Genomic DNA, 19,091 nt, shown 5'->3' with positions numbered 1-19,091 from the left:
AAAACTGCTCAAAGAGCGTGTGTGAATCAAGCCAGCAACGGCTGTATGGCGGATAATATTGCCTGTTGCCGATTTGGATACGACCTTTACACAAAAATGCGCCCCATGGATTTTACCCGCGACGAAACCAGTGAAACCCCAGTTGCCCCGGCCAGCGCGCCGGGAGCGCCTTTGCCGTATGCCGTCGCCACCTGGCTGCAGCGGGTGGAGGCTGCCGCCCATCCGAAGGCCGTGCTGACGATAGCCGAGCCGGATCCCAAACTCAACCAGCATCGATTGATCTACGTGCTGGCGCCTACCAGCGGCGGCCGCCATGTGGCCCTGTGCCTGTACAAGGCGCGGCTGCGGCCGAATGGCGACGTGGCGGCCGCGTCGCCCATCAGCGAAATCTTTTCCCTGCTGTCGGCGCCCCCCACGTTCTTGACGCCGGCCGACGAAGACCTCGTGCGTTTCTTCGTGGCCATGCGCAGCGGGCAGAATTCGCAGACGGGCAGCGCCACGGAGCCGAAGGGCAAGGTCGGTGCGGCCCTGCTGAAAATGCTGGCCGAGCAGGATAAATTGTTGTGGGCCAATTCCTGGGCCGATGTCGGCAATGGCCTCGTGTATCCGTTGAAGGAAGGTCCCGTGCGTCCCGCGCGCCTGTTTTGGCGCGACGAAGGCAAGACCATGCGCCTGGGCTGGCAAGTCGATCCGCCGGAAGGCGCGAAGCACCATGGCGCCGACCAGATCGACTACATGCTGCCCACCGATCCGCCGTGGTACATCGACAACCTGTCGTGCGGCGTGCTGGAACTGAACCAGGGTGGCTCCGACATTTCCCTCGCCGACTTGCAGGCGCTGGTGGCGCAGGCGCCGCCGCTGAACGCGAACGACAAGGTGCGCGTGTCGCAACTGCTGCTGGCGCAGGGTTTGCAGCATTTGATGCCGCTGCCGCAACCGTTGCCGCAGCGCTTGCGCAAGGACGTGCCGGCGCAACCGGTCTTGCTGTTAGATAGCGCCATGCTGGCCGATGGCAGCGCGCAGCGCTGGAGCGACTTCGCCGTGCTGTCCTACGACTACGATGGCGAACGCGTCTCGTTCGACCCGTCGCAGCGCGTGGTGCGGCAAGTGGGCGAGGTGACGGAAATTATCCAGAGAAATACGGTCGATGAGGCGCGCGCGCTGGCCACGCTGGCCGAGCTGCAATTCAAGAAGCCGGGCTCCGCCCCCTTGAACGGCTTGAAGGGTGCCTTGCAACTGCCGTCCCAGGCGGAATGGCTGCGTTTTGCCGAGTCCGGCATCGACGCCTTGCGGAAGCAGGGCTGGATCGTGGAAAAGACGGCCAAGTACCGCTACGACGTGAGCGACGTGGGCGACTGGTACGCGGAAATCGACGACCAGGACCCGGACAGCGGCAACGCCTGGTTCGAGCTGGAACTGGGCATCGTCGTCAACCACGAGCGCGTGCCGCTGCTGCCCGTGCTGGTGCAGCTGATCCGCAACGCGCCCAACGATTTCAACCCGAAAGTCATCGAAGCGCATGCGGACGATGACCAGATGCTGGCGACCTTGCCGGACGGCACGCGCGTCGCGCTGCCGTGGGGCAGAGTGCGCCCCATCCTCAACACCCTGGGCGAACTGTATTTCAGCGACAAGATCAAACATGCCGTGCGCATGTCGACCCTGGATGCGGCACGCCTGGAAGAGCTGGCGCGCGGCCTGGAGATGCAGTGGACGGGCGGCGAGCAGCTGCGCACCATGGGCCGCAAGCTGAGCCAGTTCGGTTCCGTGCAAAAAGTGGCGGCGCCAGCCGGCCTGCAGGCGACCCTGCGCGATTACCAGGCCGATGGCCTGGCGTGGATGCAGTTCCTGCGCGACCATGACCTGGCGGGGATTCTGGCCGATGACATGGGGCTCGGCAAGACCGTGCAAACCCTGGCGCATATCCTCGTGGAAAAGGAAGCGGGACGCCTCACGCATCCGGCCCTCGTCATTGCACCGACGAGTTTGATGGGCAACTGGCAGGACGAGGCGGCAAAATTTGCGCCCGGCCTGAAAGTGCTGCTGCTGCAAGGCAAGGACCGCGCCCAGCAATTCGACCAGATCGACCAATGCGACCTGGTGCTGACGACGTACGCCCTGTTGCCACGCGACGAGGAAACCCTACGCGAGCACGATTTCCACCTGGTCATCCTCGACGAATCGCACTACATCAAGAATACGCGCAGCAAGGCGGCGCAAAGTGCGGGCCTGCTGCGCGCGCGCCACCGCCTGTGCCTGTCCGGCACGCCGCTGGAAAACCATCTGGGCGAATTGTGGTCGCAATTCCACTTCCTGCTGCCGGGCTTGCTGGGCGACGAGAAGACGTTCAACACCCAGTTCCGCCACCCGATCGAGCGCCAGGACGACCCGCTGCGCCGCATGCTGCTGAACCGCCGCATCAAGCCGTTCCTGCTGCGCCGCACGAAGGACAATGTGGCCAAGGAGCTGCCGCCGAAAACGGAAATGGTGCGCAAGGTGGAATTGACGGGGCCGCAGCGCGACCTGTATGAAACCGTGCGCCTGGCGATGGATCAAAAGGTGCGCGAAGAAATCGACAAGAAGGGCGTGGCGCGCAGCCAGATCGTCATCCTCGAAGCGCTGCTGAAACTGCGTCAGGTGTGTTGCGATCCCCGCCTCGTGAAATCCTTGCCGGCGAAGAAGCAGTCGGCCGGTTCGGCCAAGCTGCTCGACCTGATGCAGATGGTGGAAGACTTGCTCGACGAAGGGCGCAAGATTCTCGTCTTCTCGCAATTTACCAGCATGCTGGAGTTGATCGAGGAAGAGCTGGAATCGCGCGACATCCCGTACGCCTTGCTGACGGGCGAAACGAAGGACCGGGGGGCGCAAGTGGCGGCCTTCCAGCAGGGCGCCGTGCCGATCTTCCTGATCAGTCTGAAAGCGGGCGGCGTGGGCCTGAACCTGACGGCGGCCGATACGGTCATCCACTACGATCCGTGGTGGAATCCGGCGGCGGAAAACCAGGCCACGGACCGCGCCTGGCGTATCGGCCAGGACAAGCCCGTGTTCGTCTACAAATTGATTGCGAAGGGCACGCTGGAAGAGAAAATCCAGCTGCTGCAGCAAAAGAAATCGGAGCTGGCGCAATCGATCCTGGCCGAAGGCGAGTCGCAGAAGATGGCCCTCACGCAGGAAGACTTGCAGCAGATTTTCGCCCCGCTGGAAGATTAACGCCGCCGCGCGCTTATACTTGGCGATTCTTTCTCGCCAGGTGTAAAGCATGCTGCCCTTTCTCCTCTTGCTGCTTGCCGGCGTCATCCTCATGGCGCTGCGCTTCGTCCAGTTGCGCCGCGCCCTGCTGCGCGCGCGGGCGGGCGAAACGCAGTTCCGCCTGCTGGCCGAACACGGCCGCGACGCGGCCTTCCTGCTCGACGCCACGACCCTCGAATTGCTCTACATCAGTCCCGCCGCGCAGCGCCTGACGGGCCATGACCTGGCCGCCTTGCGCGAACACGCGGCGCGCCTGGCGCAAGACGTGCCGGCCAGGCTGCAGCGCTGGCGCGACGGCGACGCCAGCCGTTTGACCCTGTTGCGCGAAGTGGAGCTGGCGCATGCCGACGGCCACTTGCTGGCGCTGGAAATCCATTCCACCATCGTGTCTGCGGCGTCAGGGCGCGGCGTCACCGTGGCGGGCACGCTGCGCGATGTCAGCGAGATCCAGGCGCAGGAAGCCGAACGGGAAAAGGAGCAGAAGCGCTTCGCCTCGATGCTGTCGCATGAATTCCGCACGCCGCTGGCCACCATCGACGGCGCCATCCAGCGCCTCGTCTCGACATCGCAAGACGCCGACGACGCCACGCGCAAGCGCTACGTCAAGATCCAGACGGCCGTCGACCGTTTGTTGTCCATGATCGACGATTATTTGTCACCCGAGCGCATGGCGGCCATCGGCCGCGAGCGGGCCGCCGACGGCATCGCACCGCTGGCCTTGCTGCAGCAGGCGGCCGCCACCGTGCCCGCCAGCCACCCGGTGCAGCTGGAACTCGACGAAGACTTGCCGGCCAGGCTGCGCTGCGACGTGCCTGGCATGGCACTGTGCCTGAAAATTCTGCTCGACAACGCCGTCAAGTTCAGCCCGCCGGGCAGCCCCATCACCGTGTCGGCCAGGCTGGTGCCCGAGGGCGGCGTGGCCCTGTGCGTACGCGATGCGGGACCTGGCTTGCGGGAAGACGAACTGGCGCGGTTGTTCGAGAAAGGAAGCCGTGGAAGCCATGCCACGCATCCCGGTGCGGGCCTGGGGCTGTACATGGCGCGCGCCGTGGTGGACGTGCATGGCGGGAGTTTGCAGGGGCACAATCTGCCCGAAGGCGGGGCAGTTTTCCGCATTTGGCTGCCGCTTCCTGTCTAGACAAGGAAAAGCCTTGCTTCCGCTGAAGGCAACCGTGATAATTCCTTGACGTAAACCTATTGTGCCGTCCATCATGGTGCAGAAGTGCATGGCATGGTTTTGCCCTCGGTGTGCTCACTAACGGAAGAATGGCGTAGCAATGACGAAAATACTGATCGTCGAAGACAATCTCGACTACGCCGAAGACATGGCGGAGTTCCTCGTTGAGCTCGAACACGAAGTGCATATCACCAGCTCCGCTGGCGGCATGTGGACGGCGTTAAGTCATGGCAATGTCGGCGTGGTCGTACTGGACCTGGGCTTGCCCGATGAGGATGGCTTCAACGTCATCCCCCGCATGCGCCAGTTGTATCCGCAAATCGGCGTGCTGGTGCTGACGGGGCGCGTCGCCTTCGACAGCCGCATCCTGGGCTTGCGCCTGGGCGCCGACCACTATCTGACCAAGCCGATCAAATTCCCTGAACTGGCCGCCCACATCGAGGCGCTCGACCGCCGCGTCGGCCCGCAAGATCCCGTGCCCGAGCCTGGCAAGTGGACCTTGAAAGTAAGCGCTCGCCAACCTGAACTGATGGGCGCCGTTATCGCCCTGACGGAAAAGGAATTCAACTTCCTGCACCTGCTCACCATCAATACCCGCCCCGTGCCGCGCGACGTCATCGTGGCCGGCATGGGCGGCGAAGATCCCGATGCGGGCCGCAGGGTCGACATGCTCGTGTACCGCTTGCGCAAGAAGGCCAAGACGGGCCTGGGCCAGGACTTGCCGCTGCGCAGCGCGTATGGCGAGGGCTACAGCCTGTCGGCCAGTTTTAATCTGTCCTGATAGTAGCGATTGCGCCACCCGCAAGCGGGCGTCAGCATAAAAGGGACAGAGTCAACCGTTTTCTTCGGCATTTTCAATAAAACAGGGTCAGAGTCGCTTCTTGTATGGTAAGTGTGTAAAATCAAGGCCTTAGCCTATATTTTACGATTCTGCCATGGCCCGTTTGCCCCGTCTCATCATCCCTGCAGTGCCCCATTACGTGATCCAGCGCGGCAGCAACCGCCAGCCCGTGTTCCAGGACGCGCTTGACTACGCGCAATTTCTTTCCTGGCTGAAAACGGGGGCGAAAATGTTCAAGGTGGCCATTCACGCCTACGTTTTATTGCCTGATCAGCTACATTTACTGGCCACGCCCAGCGATGCGACGGGGCTGGGGCAGCTGATGCAGTGGCTGGGGCGCTATTACGTACCGTATTTCAACCAGAAATACGGCCGTGAAGGGCCGTTGTGGCAAGGACGCTACAAAACGGCCGTCATCGATCCCGACAATTTCTTCCTCACTTGCTGCCGCTATCTGGAATGCGTGCCCGTGCAAACGGGACTGGCGGGCCAGGCGCTCGACTACAGCTGGTCCAGCTATGCCCACCATGCGGGCGTGCGGCCCGATCCCGTCATCACCGACCATGCGCTGTACTGGGCGCTGGGCAATACGCCGTTCGACCGCGAGGCGGCGTATCTGCGCCTGTTCGAGCAAGGCCTGGGCAGCAGCCAGGTCAAGGTGGTGGAACAGGCTGTATTGAAGGGCTGGCCGCTGGGCTCCGACGCTTTCAAGCAGGCGCTGGAGCAGAAAATGCAGCGGCAAGTGCTGCCGGCCAAGCGGGGCCGTCCCCGCAAAATCGTGGCCGACGCGGACGCCAGTTGAAACATATTCGCATTTAAAACAAAAAATGGTTTCTTTCTGACGTTTTATTGAAATTGCTATGACTATGTCCCTATTAAATTTTTAGGGCGACAGAATCAAATTTAATTCGACTCCGACCCTAATTGTTGTAGTTGAGTTTTTTGTTGCGTTGCACTACTCTAGTTTTTCGATAGTCATATGCAGCGGAGAAGCCCATGAAAGCGCAAGGCCTGTACGACCCAGCCAATGAACACGATGCCTGCGGCGTCGGTTTCGTCGCCCATATCAAGGGCAACAAGACCCATTCGATCGTCGAACAGGGTTTGCTGATTCTGAAAAACCTCGATCACCGGGGCGCCGTGGGCGCCGATGCGCTGATGGGCGATGGCGCCGGCATCCTGATCCAGATTCCCGACCAGTACTACCGCGAAGAAATGGCCAAGCAGGGCGTGGAATTACCGCCGCCTGGCGAATACGGCGTGGGCATGGTCTTCCTGCCGAAGGAGCACGCGTCGCGCATCGCTTGCGAACAGGAAATCGAACGCGCCGTGCGTATCGAAGGCCAGGTCGTGCTGGGCTGGCGCAACGTGCCCATCGATACGGACATGCCGATGTCGCCCACCGTGCGCGCCAAGGAACCGGTCATCCGCCAGATTTTCATCGGCCGCGGCCCGGACATCATGGTCACCGACGCGCTCGAGCGCAAATTGTATGTGATCCGCAAATCGTCGGGCCACGCCATCCAGGCATTGAAACTGCTGCACGGCAAGGAATTCTTCGTACCGTCGATGTCGGCGCGTACCATCGTCTATAAAGGCTTGCTGCTGGCCGACCAGGTGGGCGTGTATTACAAGGACTTGCAGGATGCGCGCTGCATCTCGGCCCTGGCCCTGGTGCACCAGCGTTTCTCGACGAATACCTTCCCCGAATGGCCGCTGGCCCACCCGTACCGCCTGATCGCCCATAACGGCGAGATCAACACGGTGAAAGGCAACTTCAACTGGATGCGCGCGCGCGAAGGCGTGATGAAGTCGGCCGTGCTGGGCGACGACCTGCAAAAGCTGTTCCCCCTGATCTATGAAGGCCAGTCCGACACGGCGTGCTTCGACAATGCGCTGGAACTGCTGTTGATGGCCGGCTACCCGATCGCCCAGGCGATGATGATGATGATTCCGGAAGCGTGGGAAAACCACACGACGATGGATGACAACCGCCGCGCCTTCTATGAATACCACGCGGCCATGATGGAACCGTGGGACGGCCCCGCCGCCATGGCATTTACGGACGGCCGCCACATCGGCGGCACCCTGGACCGCAACGGCTTGCGTCCGGCCCGCTACATCGTCACGGACGACGACCTGGTGGTGATGGCGTCGGAATCGGGCGTGCTGCCGATTCCCGAGTCGAAAATCATCCAGAAATGGCGCTTGCAGCCTGGCAAAATGTTCCTGATCGACCTGGAAGCGGGCCGCATCATCGACGACCAGGAATTGAAAAACACCTACGCCAACGCCAAGCCATATAAAGCGTGGATCAACTCGGTGCGCATCAAGCTCAACGAGATCAAGCTGGCCGAAGGCCAGGCGAAACAGGACCGTGCCCAGGGCGAAAAAGAGCAGCCATCGTTGCTCGATCGCCAGCAGGCGTTCGGCTACACGCAGGAAGACTTGAAATTCCTCATGGCGCCGATGGCCGTGGCCGGCGAAGAGGCGACGGGCTCGATGGGCAATGACTCGCCGCTGGCCGTCATGTCGAACAAATTGAAACCGCTGTATAACTACTTCAAGCAGCTGTTCGCGCAAGTGACGAACCCGCCGATCGATCCGATCCGCGAAGCGATGGTGATGTCGCTGGTCTCGTTCATCGGCCCGAAACCGAACTTGCTCGATACCAACAACGTCAATCCGCCGATGCGCCTGGAAGTGGCGCAGCCCGTGCTGGGCTTTGACGACATGGCGCGCCTGCGCAACATCAGCGCCCACACGGGCGGCAAGTTCAAGTCGTATGAACTGGACATCTGCTACCCGCTGGCCTGGGGCAAGGAAGGCGTGGAAGCGTGCCTGGCCTCGCTGTGCGCGGAAGCCGTCGACGCCGTGAAATCCGGCCACAACATCCTGATCGTCTCGGACCGCGCCATCTGCGCCGACCAGGTGGCGATCCCCGCGCTGCTGGCCACCTCCACCGTGCACCAGCACCTGGTGAGCAAGGGCTTGCGCGCCTCCACCGGCCTCGTCGTGGAAACGGGCTCGGCCCGCGAAACGCACCACTTCGCCCTGCTCGCTGGCTATGGCGCGGAAGCCGTCCACCCGTATCTGGCCATGGAAACCCTGGCCGAGATGGCGCACGGCTTGCCGGGCGACCTGTCGGGCGAGAAAGCCATCTACAACTACACCAAGGCCGTGGGCAAGGGCTTGATGAAGGTCATGTCGAAGATGGGCATTTCGACGTATATGTCGTACTGCGGCGCGCAAATCTTCGAAGCCATCGGCCTGAACAAATCGCTGGTCGACAAATACTTCAAGGGCACGGCCTCGAACGTGGAAGGCATCGGCGTGTTTGAAGTGGCGGAAGAAGCGCTGCGCCTGCACGCGCTGGCCTTCGGCAACGATCCCGTGCTGGCGGACAAGCTCGACGCGGGCGGCGAATATGCGTTCCGCGTGCGCGGCGAAGACCACATGTGGACGCCGGACGCGATTGCGAAACTGCAGCATTCCACGCGCAGCAACAATTTCTCCAGCTATAAGGAGTACGCGCAAATCATCAACGACCAGAGCCGTCGCCACCTGACCCTGCGCGGCCTGTTCGAATTCAAGCTCGACCCGACCAAGGCGATCCCGCTCGACGAAGTGGAACCGGCCAAGGAAATCGTCAAGCGTTTCGCCACGGGCGCCATGTCGCTCGGCTCCATCAGCACGGAAGCGCACGCAACGCTGGCCGTCGCCATGAACCGCATCGGCGGCAAGTCGAACACGGGCGAGGGCGGCGAAGATCCGAACCGCTACACGCAGGAATTGAAGGGCATCCCGATCCGCCAGGGCGACACCATGGCTTCCATCGTGGGCGCCGAGCAGATCGTCGTCGACATTCCGCTGCAGGAAGGCGATTCCATGCGCTCGCGCATCAAGCAGGTGGCGTCGGGACGTTTCGGCGTCACGGCCGCCTACCTGAACTCGGCCGACCAGATCCAGATCAAGATGGCGCAGGGCGCGAAACCGGGCGAAGGCGGCCAGTTGCCGGGCCATAAAGTGTCGGAATACATCGCCAGCCTGCGCTTCTCCGTGCCGGGCGTGGGCCTGATTTCGCCGCCGCCGCACCACGATATCTATTCGATCGAGGATCTGGCGCAGCTGATCCATGACTTGAAGAACGCCAATCCGCGCGCCTCGATTTCCGTGAAACTGGTGTCGGAAGTGGGCATCGGCACGGTCGCCGCCGGCGTCACCAAGGCGAAAGCCGACCACGTGGTCGTCGCCGGCCACGACGGCGGCACGGGCGCCTCGCCATTGTCGTCCGTGAAGCATGCGGGCACGCCGTGGGAGTTGGGTCTGGCCGAAACGCAACAAACCCTGGTCTTGAACGGCTTGCGCAGCCGTATCCGCGTGCAGGCCGACGGCCAGATGAAGACGGGCCGCGACGTGGTCATCGCCGCCCTGCTGGGCGCCGACGAGATCGGTTTCGCCACGGCGCCGCTGGTGGTCGAAGGCTGCATCATGATGCGCAAATGCCACTTGAATACCTGCCCGGTGGGCGTGGCCACGCAAGATCCGGTGCTGCGCGCCAAGTTCTCGGGCAAACCCGAGTATGTCGTCAATTACTTCTTCTTCGTCGCCGAGGAAGCCCGTCAATTGATGGCGCAGCTGGGCATCCGCACATATGACGAACTCATCGGCCGCGTCGACTTGCTGGATAAATCGAAGGCGATTTCGCACTGGAAGGCGCAGGGACTGGACTTCTCGGCCATCTTCTACAAGCCGGAAACGCCGGATGGCCAGGCCTGCCGCCACGTGGAGTTCCAGGACCATGCGCTGGAAAAGGCGCTCGACCACAAGCTGATCGCGCAAGCGCGCGCGGCGCTGGAAAAGGGCGAGCGCGTCTCCTTCATTTCGCCCGTGCGCAACCTGAACCGCACGGTCGGCACCATGCTGTCCGGCGAAGTGGCGAAGAAATATGGCCATGCCGGCTTGCCGGACGACACCATCCACATCCAGTTGCAAGGCACGGCGGGGCAGTCGGCCTGCGCCTTCCTGGCGCACGGCATCACGATCGACCTGGTGGGTGAAGGCAACGATTACGTCGGCAAAGGCTTGTCGGGCGGGCGCATCATCGTGCGGCCGAATACGGAATTCCGCGGCTGGGCCGTGGACAACATCATCATCGGCAACACCGTGCTGTACGGCGCCATCGCCGGCGAAGCCTTCTTCAATGGCGTGGCGGGCGAACGCTTTGCCGTGCGCAACTCCGGTGCCACCACGGTGGTCGAGGGCCTGGGCGACCATGGCTGCGAATACATGACGGGCGGTACGGTGGTGGTCCTGGGTAACACGGGACGCAACTTCGCGGCCGGCATGTCGGGCGGCATCGCCTACGTGTATGACCCGGCCGGCGACTTTGCCAGCAAGTGCAACACGGCCATGGTCAGCCTGGACAAGGTCGTGTCCGCAGCGGAACAGCATGTCGACCGCGACGCCTGGCATACGCAGCACCGCGACGGCGTGCCGGAAGCGGACGAGGTCATCCTCAAGCGCCTGATCGAGCGTCACTTCAAGCACACGGGCAGCACGCGCGCCCGCGTCTTGCTGGACGACTGGGCTGCGGCGCGCGGCAAGTTCGTGAAGGTCTTCCCGAACGAATACAAGCGTGCGCTGATCGAGATGGCAGCTGACGCCGCCATGGAAGTGCAAGCCGTCGCCGCCTGAGCCAGCCAAGATCAATCGCATAGATGAATGACAGGGAGCGGCCCGGCCGCTCCCAGCCAGCAAATACAAAGGAACTATCGTGGGTAAAATTACCGGCTTCATGGAATTCAAGCGCCAGGACGAACACTATCTGGAGCCTGCCGCGCGCCTGAAGAACTACAAGGAATTCGTGCTGCACCTGTCGGATGCGCAGGCGACCGTGCAGGGCGCGCGCTGCATGGATTGCGGCATCCCCTTCTGCACCACGGGTTGTCCCGTGAACAACATCATTCCCGACTGGAATGACCTGGTGTACCGCGGCGCCTACCGCGAAGCGCTCGATATCTTGCATTCGACGAATAACTTCCCGGAATTTACGGGCCGCATCTGCCCGGCGCCGTGCGAATCGGCCTGTACCCTGGGGATTCACGAAGATCCGGTCGGCATCAAGTCGATCGAACATAAAATCATCGACATGGGCTGGGAACACGGCTGGGTCACGCCGCAGCCGGCCCCTTTCAGCACGGGCAAGAAAGTGGCCATCGTCGGTTCCGGCCCTGCCGGCCTGGCGGCGGCGCAGCAGCTGGCGCGCGCCGGCCATGCCGTCACCGTGTTTGAAAAGAGCGACCGGGTCGGTGGTTTGCTGCGTTATGGCATCCCTGACTTCAAGATGGAAAAATCGCACATCGACTTGCGTGTGAAACAGATGGAAGCCGAAGGCGTGGTGTTCCGCACCAGCGTACTGGTGGGCAAGGATTTCCCTGCCCACGTGAACAACTGGGCCAAGGAAACCATCTTCCCGGAAGACCTGGAAAAGGAATTTGACGCCGTCATCATGGCCGGCGGCGCCGAGCAGCCGCGCGACTTGCCCGTGCCGGGCCGCGAGCTGAAAGGCGTGCATTTCGCCATGGATTTCCTGCCGCTGCAAAACAAGGTCAACGCGGGCGACAAGCTCAAGGACCAGATCAAGGCCACGGGCAAGCACGTGGTGGTGATCGGCGGCGGCGATACGGGCTCCGACTGCGTCGGCACCTCGAACCGTCATGGCGCCGCCTCGGTGGCCCAGTTCGAACTGATGCCGCAGCCGCCGGAACAGGAAAACAAGCCGCTGGTCTGGCCGTACTGGCCGACCAAGCTGCGCACTTCGTCCTCGCACGAGGAAGGTTGCGAGCGCGACTGGGCCGTGGCCACCAAGCGTTTCGAAGGCAAGGGCGGCAAGGTGGAAAAGCTGATCGCCTGCCGCGTCGAATGGAAAGACGGCAAGATGAGCGAAGTGCCGAACTCGGAATTCGAGATGAAGGCCGACCTGGTCTTCCTGGCCATGGGCTTTGTTTCGCCAGTGCAACAAGTTCTGGAAGCGTTCGGCGTCGATACGGATGCGCGCGGCAATGTCAAGGCAACAACGGATGGCGCCGGCTGCTACCAGACGTCGGTGGCCAAGGTGTTTGCGGCCGGCGACATGCGCCGTGGCCAGTCGCTGGTGGTATGGGCCATCCGCGAGGGGCGCCAGTGCGCGCGCGCCGTCGATGAGTTCCTGATGGGGGCATCCCTGCTGCCGCGCTAAAAACGAGCAATTGTTCGTTTTTTGCCAGGGCCACGGCGCGGAGCGCGACGTGGCCTTTGTTATTTTTACTTGTCAAGTCGACAGCAGTGAAGGCCATCGGATGAGGACGCGATGCGCAGGTCAAATTTCTACTACAATATCTGACTTTAGATTCATTAGTGTTGTATTCTTCCCCTTTACGGGGCTGTCCCGAGGGGTGTCTCAGCAGAGGTTGGCGTTTCTGCACTACAATACGCCATTAAAATAGTGAGCTTCGTCGTGCCAAATCTTGTTGAGATCCGTGATTTACACTTTGCCTATGGAGAACGTTCGATTTTATCGGGCCTTCAAATGGATTTCCCACGTGGAAAAGTTGTGGCCGTCATGGGTGGCTCCGGCAGTGGCAAGACGACCGTATTGCGCTTGATCGGCGGGCAGTTGCGCCCCAATTCCGGTTCCGTGAATATCGACGGCCAGATCGTGCATACGCTGGGGACCGACGAGTTATATCAGTTGCGCCGCAAGATGGGCATGCTGTTCCAGCACGGCGCGCTGTTTACGGACTTGACGGCATTCGAGAATGTGGCGTTCCCTCTGCGCGAGCACACGGACTTGAATGAAGAGCTGATCCGCACCCTGGTGCTGATGAAGCTGAACGCGGTGGGGCTGCGCAATGCGGCGCAATTGAAGCCGGCCGAGATCTCGGGCGGCATGGGCCGCCGCGTCGCGCTGGCGCGCGCCATTGCGCTCGACCCTGAACTGATCATGTACGACGAACCGTTCGCCGGCCTGGACCCGATTTCCATGGGCGTGACGGCCAATTTGATCCGCAATCTGAACGATGCGCTCGGTTCCACGTCTATCCTGGTATCGCACGACGTGAAGGAGTGTTTCGCCATCGCTGATTATGTCTATTTTCTGTCATCGGGCAAGATTGTGGCGCACGGCACGCCGGCCGAGATGGCCGTGTCGACGCATCCGTACGTCAAGCAGTTCGTCAATGCCGAGGCCGATGGCCCCGTGCCGTTCCATTATCCGGGCAAGTCGCTGGCCGACGACCTGGGCCTGCATACGGGAGCGGGCCGATGATCGCGCGGTTCCTGGCGGCGATCGGAGCATGGTTGCGCAATTCAGTCCAAGACCTCGGCTTTGCCGTGCGTTCGTTTTTCATCATCGTCGCCTCGTCGGGCGGCCTGTGGCGCCGTCCGGGCCTGGTAATCGAGCAACTGTTTTATCTCGGCAGCCGTTCGGTGGTGATCATCGCCGTCTCCGGCCTGTTTGTTGGCATGGTGCTGGGGCTGCAAGGCTATTACACACTGAGTACCTTTGGCGCGACGCAGTCGCTGGGGCAGTTGGTGGCGCTGTCCTTGATGCGTGAATTGGGTCCGGTCGTCACGGCGCTGCTGTTTGCCGGCCGCGCCGGCACCTCGCTGACGGCGGAAATCGGCCTGATGAAGGCTGGCGAGCAATTGTCGGCCATGGAAATGATGGCCGTGAACCCGATCCAGCGCGTGCTGGCGCCCCGTTTCTGGGCTGGCGTGATCGCCATGCCTATCCTGGGTGGCATCTTCACGGCCGTCGGCGTCATCGGCAGTTACCTGGTCGGCGTGGTGCTGATCGGCGTCGATGAAGGCTCGTTCTGGTCGCAGATGCAGGGCGGTGTGGATGTCTGGAAAGATATCGGCAATGGTACTTATGTCAAAAGCATGGTCTTCGGCATTGCGGTGACGTTCATCGCGCTGTTCCAGGGGTACCAGGCACAGCCGACGCCGGAAGACGTGTCCGGCGCCACCACGCGCACGGTGGTCATTTCGTCGTTGATGGTGTGGTGGCTCGATTTCATGATGACGGCGTTGATGTTTAGCAAGTAATTGCCGATCAGCGAACAACAGCAGGCCTGGGCAAGAGGTTGCGCAGGCGGCAGCAAGTAAAAATTATTTAGGATTGTTTATGCAACGTAAATCTTTGGATGTCTGGGTCGGCTTGTTCGTCTTGCTGGGTGTGGCGGGATTGATGTTTCTGGCGCTCAAGGCCGGCAATATGAGTTCACTGTCTTTCAGCAAGACGTATACCATTAGTGCCAAGTTCGACAATATTGGCGGCCTCAAGCCGCAGGCCCCCGTCAAGGGGGCTGGCGTGGTGGTGGGGCGCGTGGCGGAGATCCGGTTTGACGACAAGACTTACCAGGCATTGGTGAAACTCGACATCGAAGATGGCTACAAATTTCCGAAAGACAGCTCGGCCAAGATTTTGACGGCCGGTTTGCTGGGTGAGCAATATATCGGCCTGGAAGCAGGCGGCGATCTGGCGAACCTGGCAGAGGGCGACAAGATCGCCCGTACTCAATCGGCCACAGTGCTGGAAGACCTGATCAATCAGTTCATCTACAGCAAGGCAGCGGAAGGAAAGGACAGCAAATGAGCGAGTCGACCAAACAATCCCAAGGCAGCCTGGCGCGTATCGGCCTGGCCCTGGCCATCGCCGCCAGCGTGAGCGCGTGCGCCACCGGCACCAACCCGCGCGACCCGCTGGAAGGGTATAACCGCGCCATGTTCAAGTTCAACGACACCGTCGACCAGGTGGCCCTGAAGCCGGTCGCCACGGCCTACAAGAAGGTCGCGCCATCGTTCGTGCAAACGGGCGTGGGCAACTTCTTCGGCAACTTGTCCGATGTGTGGAGCGCCATGAACAACTTGCTGCAAGGCAAAGGCGAAGCGGGCTTGCAAGACGTCGTGCGTGTCAGCATGAACTCGACTTTCGGTATCTTCGGCCTGATCGATATCGCCTCGCAGGCGGGCATTCCCAAGCATAGCGAAGACTTTGGCCAGACCCTGGGCTGGTATGGCGTCCAGTCTGGTCCGTACGTGATGCTGCCGCTGCTGGGCCCATCGACCGTGCGCGACACGGCGGCCCTGCCGCTCGATATCGCGGGCGACCCATGGCGCTACAAGGATCCGGCCTATGTGCGCAATATCGGCACGGTGACGCGCGTGGTCGACAAGCGCGCCGCGCTGCTCGACGCGACCAACCTGATGGAAGCGGCCGCGCTGGACCGTTATGAATTCATCCGCGACGGCTTCCTGCAGGCGCGCGAAAGCAAGGTGTTCGATGGCGATACGGACCGCCGCGACCGCAAAGTGCCAAAAAACGACACCAGTGATTATGACCCGGCCTACGAGGCGCAACCGCAGCCTGTCCCAGCGGAAACGCCGCCTGCGACGGCTGCGGCCGATGTGGCGCCGGCTGGCCTCGTAACATCTGGTAGCAATACCGTTGCTTCCGAGACCAGGTCGCAGGAGTAAACTCCGGTACAGAAACACCACGGCTGCGATCAACGCCAGCCGGTGCATAGCAACACCATGAAAGGTAGAACCATGAAATTGATGAAGCAACTGCTGGCGATGGCCACCCTCGCCTTTGCCACCGCCGCGCAGGCCGCCCCCCCCGTGGAAGCGCCGGACGTATTGGTCAAACGCATCAGCCAGGACGTGATCGACACGGCCAAGGCCGACAAGGCCATCCAGGCGGGCGATATCAAGCGCGTCACCGAACTGGTGGAAAGCAAGATCCTGCCGTACGTGGATTTCCAGCGCATGACGGCCCTGGCCGCCGGGCGCCACTGGCGCGATGCCACGCCGGACCAGCAAAAGCAGCTGTCTGCGGAATTTCGCACCTTGCTGATCTACACGTATTCGGGCGCCCTGTCGCAGATCAAGAACGAAACCGTGGAATTCAAGCCGCTGCGCGCCGACCCTGGCGATACGGACGTGGAAGTGCGCTCGCAGGTGAACGTGGCGCGCGGCGAACCCGTGCCCCTGAACTACCGCGTGGCGAAAACCCCGTCCGGCTGGAAGATCTATGACATCAACGTGCTCGGCGCGTGGCTGGTGGAAACCTACAAAAGCAGCTTTACCAGCGAGATCAGCAAAGGCGGCATCGATGGCCTGATCAAGACCCTGGCCGCGAAAAACAAGGCCCTGGCCAGCCGTCCCGCTACCAAAGCCAAATAATCGGCTATCATATAGCTCCTGACCCAGCTCCAGACCAGCGCAGCCCGACGCCATGCCCGACTCTCTCGACACCTTGCAGTCCCTGACTTCCCTGACCGTGCACAATGCCACTTCGGCATTGGAGCAGGGTCTGGACGCCATCCGCTCGGGTCAGACGAAGTTTGACTTGCGCAACGTCAAGGCCGTCGATTCGGCGGCCGTCTCCGTCATGCTGACGTGGCAGCGCGCCGCGCAGGATGCCGGCGCCGTGCTGGAGCTGAAAAACCTGCCGAACAACCTGAAAAACCTCACCAAGCTGTATGGCGTCTGCTCGCTCGTGTCGAGCACTTTGAGCGCCGACGACTGCGCCAGCGCCGGCGGTCACGCCGAACGCAGCCCGTCCGACCTGCATCATCATTGATCCTGTCCCACTCCCCGCATCAGCAGTAGCTTTCAAGCCGGCAGGCCAGCAGCGCCGCCGGATTGATCTCCAAGTGTTCCACGAATTTTCCAACTATAATTGACTGTTGCGCCGTCCTCGCCTGAAGGCGGCGCCCTGCACCGGCCTGCCGGCCTGGATGTCTCCGGCAACTGGCGCATCACACCAGACGCATTACACTTGAAACAAGCACATGACCGCAATTCAAATCACGAATGTAGAAAAGAGCTATAAATCGCTCAAGGCGCTGGGCGGCGTGTCGCTGGCCATCGAGGAAGGCGAATTTTTCGGTCTGCTCGGCCCAAATGGCGCCGGCAAGACGACCCTCATTTCCATCATCGCCGGCTTGATCCGCCCCGACGCGGGCACCGTCAAGATCCACGGCCACGACGTGGTCACGGACTTCCGCAATGCGCGCCGCAACCTGGGTGTGGTGCCGCAGGAGCTGGTGTTCGATCCGTTTTTCACCGTGCGCGAAACCCTGCGTTTGCAGTCCGGTTACTTCGGCCTGCCGAACAACGACAAGTGGATCGACGAGGTCATGGAAAACCTTGACCTGACCGGCAAGGCCGACACGAATATGCGCGCCCTGTCCGGCGGCATGAAACGCCGCGTGCTGGTGGCGCAAGCGCTGGTGCACAAGCCGCCCGTCATCGTGCTCGATGAGCCGACCGCCGGCGTCGACGTGGAACTGCGCCAGACCCTGTGGAAGTTCATCTCGCGTCTGAACCGCGAAGGCGGCCACACGGTCGTCCTGACCACCCACTATCTGGAAGAGGCGCAAGCCATGTGCCAGCGCGTGGCCATGCTGAAAACCGGCAAGGTGGTGGCGCTCGACACCATGTCGGCCCTGATCCGCCGCATCGCCGGCTCGCAGCTGCAGCTGCACCTCAAGAATGGCAGCCTGCCGGCCGACCTGCAGCACCTGGTGCTGCACCCGGAAGAACAGCAGGCGCCGAACAAGTTCAGCCTGCGCGTCAACGAATACAGCGAAGTCGAAAAAATCCTCGCCCGCCTGCGCGAAGCGGGCGCCGAGATCGATGAAATGCAATTGCAACAAGCCGACCTGGAAGATATCTTCTTGCAGATCATGGATAAAGGTACCGTATGATTTCGACAGGATTTCGCACCCTCGTCTACAAAGAGACGCTGCGCTTCTGGAAGGTGGCGACGCAAACCGTGGCCGCGCCCGTGCTCACGTCGATGCTGTACCTGCTGGTGTTCGGCCATGTGCTCGACGGCCGCGTGGAGCCGAGCCCCGGCGTCAGCTACACGGCCTTCCTGATTCCCGGCCTGGTGATGATGAGCGTGCTGCAAAACGCGTTTGCCAATTCCTCGTCCTCGCTGATCCAGTCGAAGATCACGGGCAACCTGGTGTTCGTGCTGCTGACGCCTTTGTCGCACTGGGAAATCTTCTCGGCGTATGTACTCGCTTCCGTCGCGCGCGGCCTGGCCGTGGGCTTTGGCGTGTTTGCCATCACCTGCTGGTTCGCCGACCTGTCGTTTGTCGCACCGCTGTGGATCGTCGTCTTCGCGTTTCTCGGCGCCGCCATGCTGGGCACCATGGGCCTGATCGCCGGCATCTGGGCCGAAAAATTCGACCAGCTGGCCGCCTTCCAGAACTTCCTGATCATGCCAGCCACCTTTTTGTCGGGCGTGTTCTATTCGATCCATTCGCTGCCCGCCTTCTGGCAGACGGTATCGCATTTGAATCCCTTCTTTTACATGATCGACGGCTTCCGCTACGGCTTCTTCGGCGTGTCCGACGTCAGCCCGTGGCTCAGCCTATCCATCGTCGCCGGCTTCCTCGTGATCCTGGCGCTGGCGTCGATCCGCCTGCTGAAAAGCGGCTATCGTTTGCGTCATTAATTACGTTATTCATTGCGCCATTGATTACGGCACATCACATCACTACACTATTCAATATCAAGGACTTATCGTGACCACCACTCCAGAACTGATCCATGGCTATCTGTCGGCCGGCCTCGAATGCACGCACCTCGAAGTGGCGGGCGATGGCCAGCACTTCCAGGCCGTGATCGTCTCGCCCGCGTTTGCCGGCAAGCGTTTGATCGCCCGCCACCAGATCGTCTACGCGGCGCTGGGCGACCGCATGCGCGAGGAAATCCACGCGCTGTCGATGAAAACCCTGACACCTGAAGAATTCCAAGGATAAG

At 61.6% G+C, this 19,091-nt stretch carries 15 protein-coding genes; all 15 read left to right on the top strand.

Going from position 1 to position 19,091, the window contains the following annotated elements; translation table 11 throughout:
- Positions 1–105 precede the first annotated feature (105 nt).
- The 15 genes from AC54AF_RS11650 (at position 106) to AC54AF_RS11580 (ending at position 19,090) form a co-directional block, all read left to right on the top strand.
- The gene (locus AC54AF_RS11650) at positions 106–3,210 is read left to right on the top strand and encodes a DEAD/DEAH box helicase (protein ID WP_496636668.1); all 3,105 of its coding nucleotides are present in this window, start codon (positions 106–108) and stop codon (positions 3,208–3,210) included.
- A gap of 49 nt (positions 3,211–3,259) precedes the next feature.
- The gene (locus AC54AF_RS11645; protein WP_496636667.1) at positions 3,260–4,387 is read left to right on the top strand and encodes a PAS domain-containing sensor histidine kinase; all 1,128 of its coding nucleotides are present in this window, start codon (positions 3,260–3,262) and stop codon (positions 4,385–4,387) included.
- 139 nt (positions 4,388–4,526) lie between these two features.
- Positions 4,527–5,207, top strand: coding sequence for a response regulator transcription factor (locus AC54AF_RS11640; protein WP_496636666.1), 681 nt, complete (start codon positions 4,527–4,529; stop codon positions 5,205–5,207).
- 154 nt (positions 5,208–5,361) lie between these two features.
- Positions 5,362–6,069: a transposase gene (locus AC54AF_RS11635; RefSeq protein WP_496636665.1), complete on the top strand. Its 708-nt coding sequence runs from the start codon at positions 5,362–5,364 to the stop codon at positions 6,067–6,069.
- Positions 6,070–6,263: 194 nt separating this feature from the next.
- Positions 6,264–10,964: a glutamate synthase-related protein gene (locus AC54AF_RS11630; protein WP_496636664.1), complete on the top strand. Its 4,701-nt coding sequence runs from the start codon at positions 6,264–6,266 to the stop codon at positions 10,962–10,964.
- A 79-nt stretch (positions 10,965–11,043) separates the two neighbouring features.
- On the top strand, positions 11,044–12,507 hold the full coding sequence (locus tag AC54AF_RS11625) for a glutamate synthase subunit beta (protein ID WP_131688104.1): 1,464 nt from the start codon (positions 11,044–11,046) through the stop codon (positions 12,505–12,507).
- A 258-nt stretch (positions 12,508–12,765) separates the two neighbouring features.
- The gene (locus AC54AF_RS11620) at positions 12,766–13,575 is read left to right on the top strand and encodes an ABC transporter ATP-binding protein (protein ID WP_496636663.1); all 810 of its coding nucleotides are present in this window, start codon (positions 12,766–12,768) and stop codon (positions 13,573–13,575) included.
- Positions 13,572–14,357: a lipid asymmetry maintenance ABC transporter permease subunit MlaE gene (gene mlaE / locus AC54AF_RS11615; protein WP_496636662.1), complete on the top strand. Its 786-nt coding sequence runs from the start codon at positions 13,572–13,574 to the stop codon at positions 14,355–14,357. Before AC54AF_RS11620 ends, mlaE begins: the two co-directional genes overlap by 4 nt.
- A 79-nt stretch (positions 14,358–14,436) precedes the next feature.
- Positions 14,437–14,907, top strand: coding sequence for an outer membrane lipid asymmetry maintenance protein MlaD (mlaD, locus tag AC54AF_RS11610; RefSeq protein ID WP_131688107.1), 471 nt, complete (start codon positions 14,437–14,439; stop codon positions 14,905–14,907).
- Positions 14,904–15,788, top strand: a complete 885-nt coding sequence (locus AC54AF_RS11605; RefSeq protein WP_496636661.1) for an MlaA family lipoprotein — start codon at positions 14,904–14,906, stop codon at positions 15,786–15,788. The genes mlaD and AC54AF_RS11605 overlap by 4 nt, the downstream gene beginning before the upstream one ends.
- Before the next feature lie 72 nt (positions 15,789–15,860).
- On the top strand, positions 15,861–16,496 hold the full coding sequence (locus AC54AF_RS11600; RefSeq protein WP_131688109.1) for an ABC transporter substrate-binding protein: 636 nt from the start codon (positions 15,861–15,863) through the stop codon (positions 16,494–16,496).
- Between the two features lie 52 nt (positions 16,497–16,548).
- Positions 16,549–16,896 (top strand): STAS domain-containing protein, encoded by a 348-nt coding sequence (locus AC54AF_RS11595; protein ID WP_035823111.1) that lies wholly within the window; start codon positions 16,549–16,551, stop codon positions 16,894–16,896.
- 211 nt (positions 16,897–17,107) lie between these two features.
- The gene (locus AC54AF_RS11590; RefSeq protein ID WP_077398228.1) at positions 17,108–18,025 is read left to right on the top strand and encodes an ABC transporter ATP-binding protein; all 918 of its coding nucleotides are present in this window, start codon (positions 17,108–17,110) and stop codon (positions 18,023–18,025) included.
- The gene (locus tag AC54AF_RS11585) at positions 18,022–18,783 is read left to right on the top strand and encodes an ABC transporter permease (RefSeq protein WP_034753822.1); all 762 of its coding nucleotides are present in this window, start codon (positions 18,022–18,024) and stop codon (positions 18,781–18,783) included. The genes AC54AF_RS11590 and AC54AF_RS11585 overlap by 4 nt, the downstream gene beginning before the upstream one ends.
- A 70-nt stretch (positions 18,784–18,853) precedes the next feature.
- Positions 18,854–19,090, top strand: coding sequence for a BolA family protein (locus AC54AF_RS11580; RefSeq protein WP_496636660.1), 237 nt, complete (start codon positions 18,854–18,856; stop codon positions 19,088–19,090).
- Position 19,091 lies beyond the last annotated feature (1 nt).

It is taken from the genome of Janthinobacterium sp. JF4, from assembly GCF_059617925.1.
This window is presented reverse-complemented; position numbering and strand designations above follow the sequence as displayed.

Excerpts from the sequence above, each read along its gene's own strand:
- AC54AF_RS11650 (WP_496636668.1), top strand. The coding sequence starts at position 106 with ATGGATTTTACCCGCGACGAAACCAGTGAAACCCCAGTTGCCCCGGCC.
- AC54AF_RS11645 (WP_496636667.1), top strand. The coding sequence starts at position 3,260 with ATGCTGCCCTTTCTCCTCTTGCTGCTTGCCGGCGTCATCCTCATGGCG.
- AC54AF_RS11640 (WP_496636666.1), top strand. The coding sequence starts at position 4,527 with ATGACGAAAATACTGATCGTCGAAGACAATCTCGACTACGCCGAAGAC.
- AC54AF_RS11635 (WP_496636665.1), top strand. The coding sequence starts at position 5,362 with ATGGCCCGTTTGCCCCGTCTCATCATCCCTGCAGTGCCCCATTACGTG.
- AC54AF_RS11630 (WP_496636664.1), top strand. The coding sequence starts at position 6,264 with ATGAAAGCGCAAGGCCTGTACGACCCAGCCAATGAACACGATGCCTGC.
- mlaE (WP_496636662.1), top strand. The coding sequence starts at position 13,572 with ATGATCGCGCGGTTCCTGGCGGCGATCGGAGCATGGTTGCGCAATTCA.
- mlaD (WP_131688107.1), top strand. The coding sequence starts at position 14,437 with ATGCAACGTAAATCTTTGGATGTCTGGGTCGGCTTGTTCGTCTTGCTG.
- AC54AF_RS11605 (WP_496636661.1), top strand. The coding sequence starts at position 14,904 with ATGAGCGAGTCGACCAAACAATCCCAAGGCAGCCTGGCGCGTATCGGC.
- AC54AF_RS11600 (WP_131688109.1), top strand. The coding sequence starts at position 15,861 with ATGAAATTGATGAAGCAACTGCTGGCGATGGCCACCCTCGCCTTTGCC.
- AC54AF_RS11595 (WP_035823111.1), top strand. The coding sequence starts at position 16,549 with ATGCCCGACTCTCTCGACACCTTGCAGTCCCTGACTTCCCTGACCGTG.
- AC54AF_RS11590 (WP_077398228.1), top strand. The coding sequence starts at position 17,108 with ATGACCGCAATTCAAATCACGAATGTAGAAAAGAGCTATAAATCGCTC.
- AC54AF_RS11585 (WP_034753822.1), top strand. The coding sequence starts at position 18,022 with ATGATTTCGACAGGATTTCGCACCCTCGTCTACAAAGAGACGCTGCGC.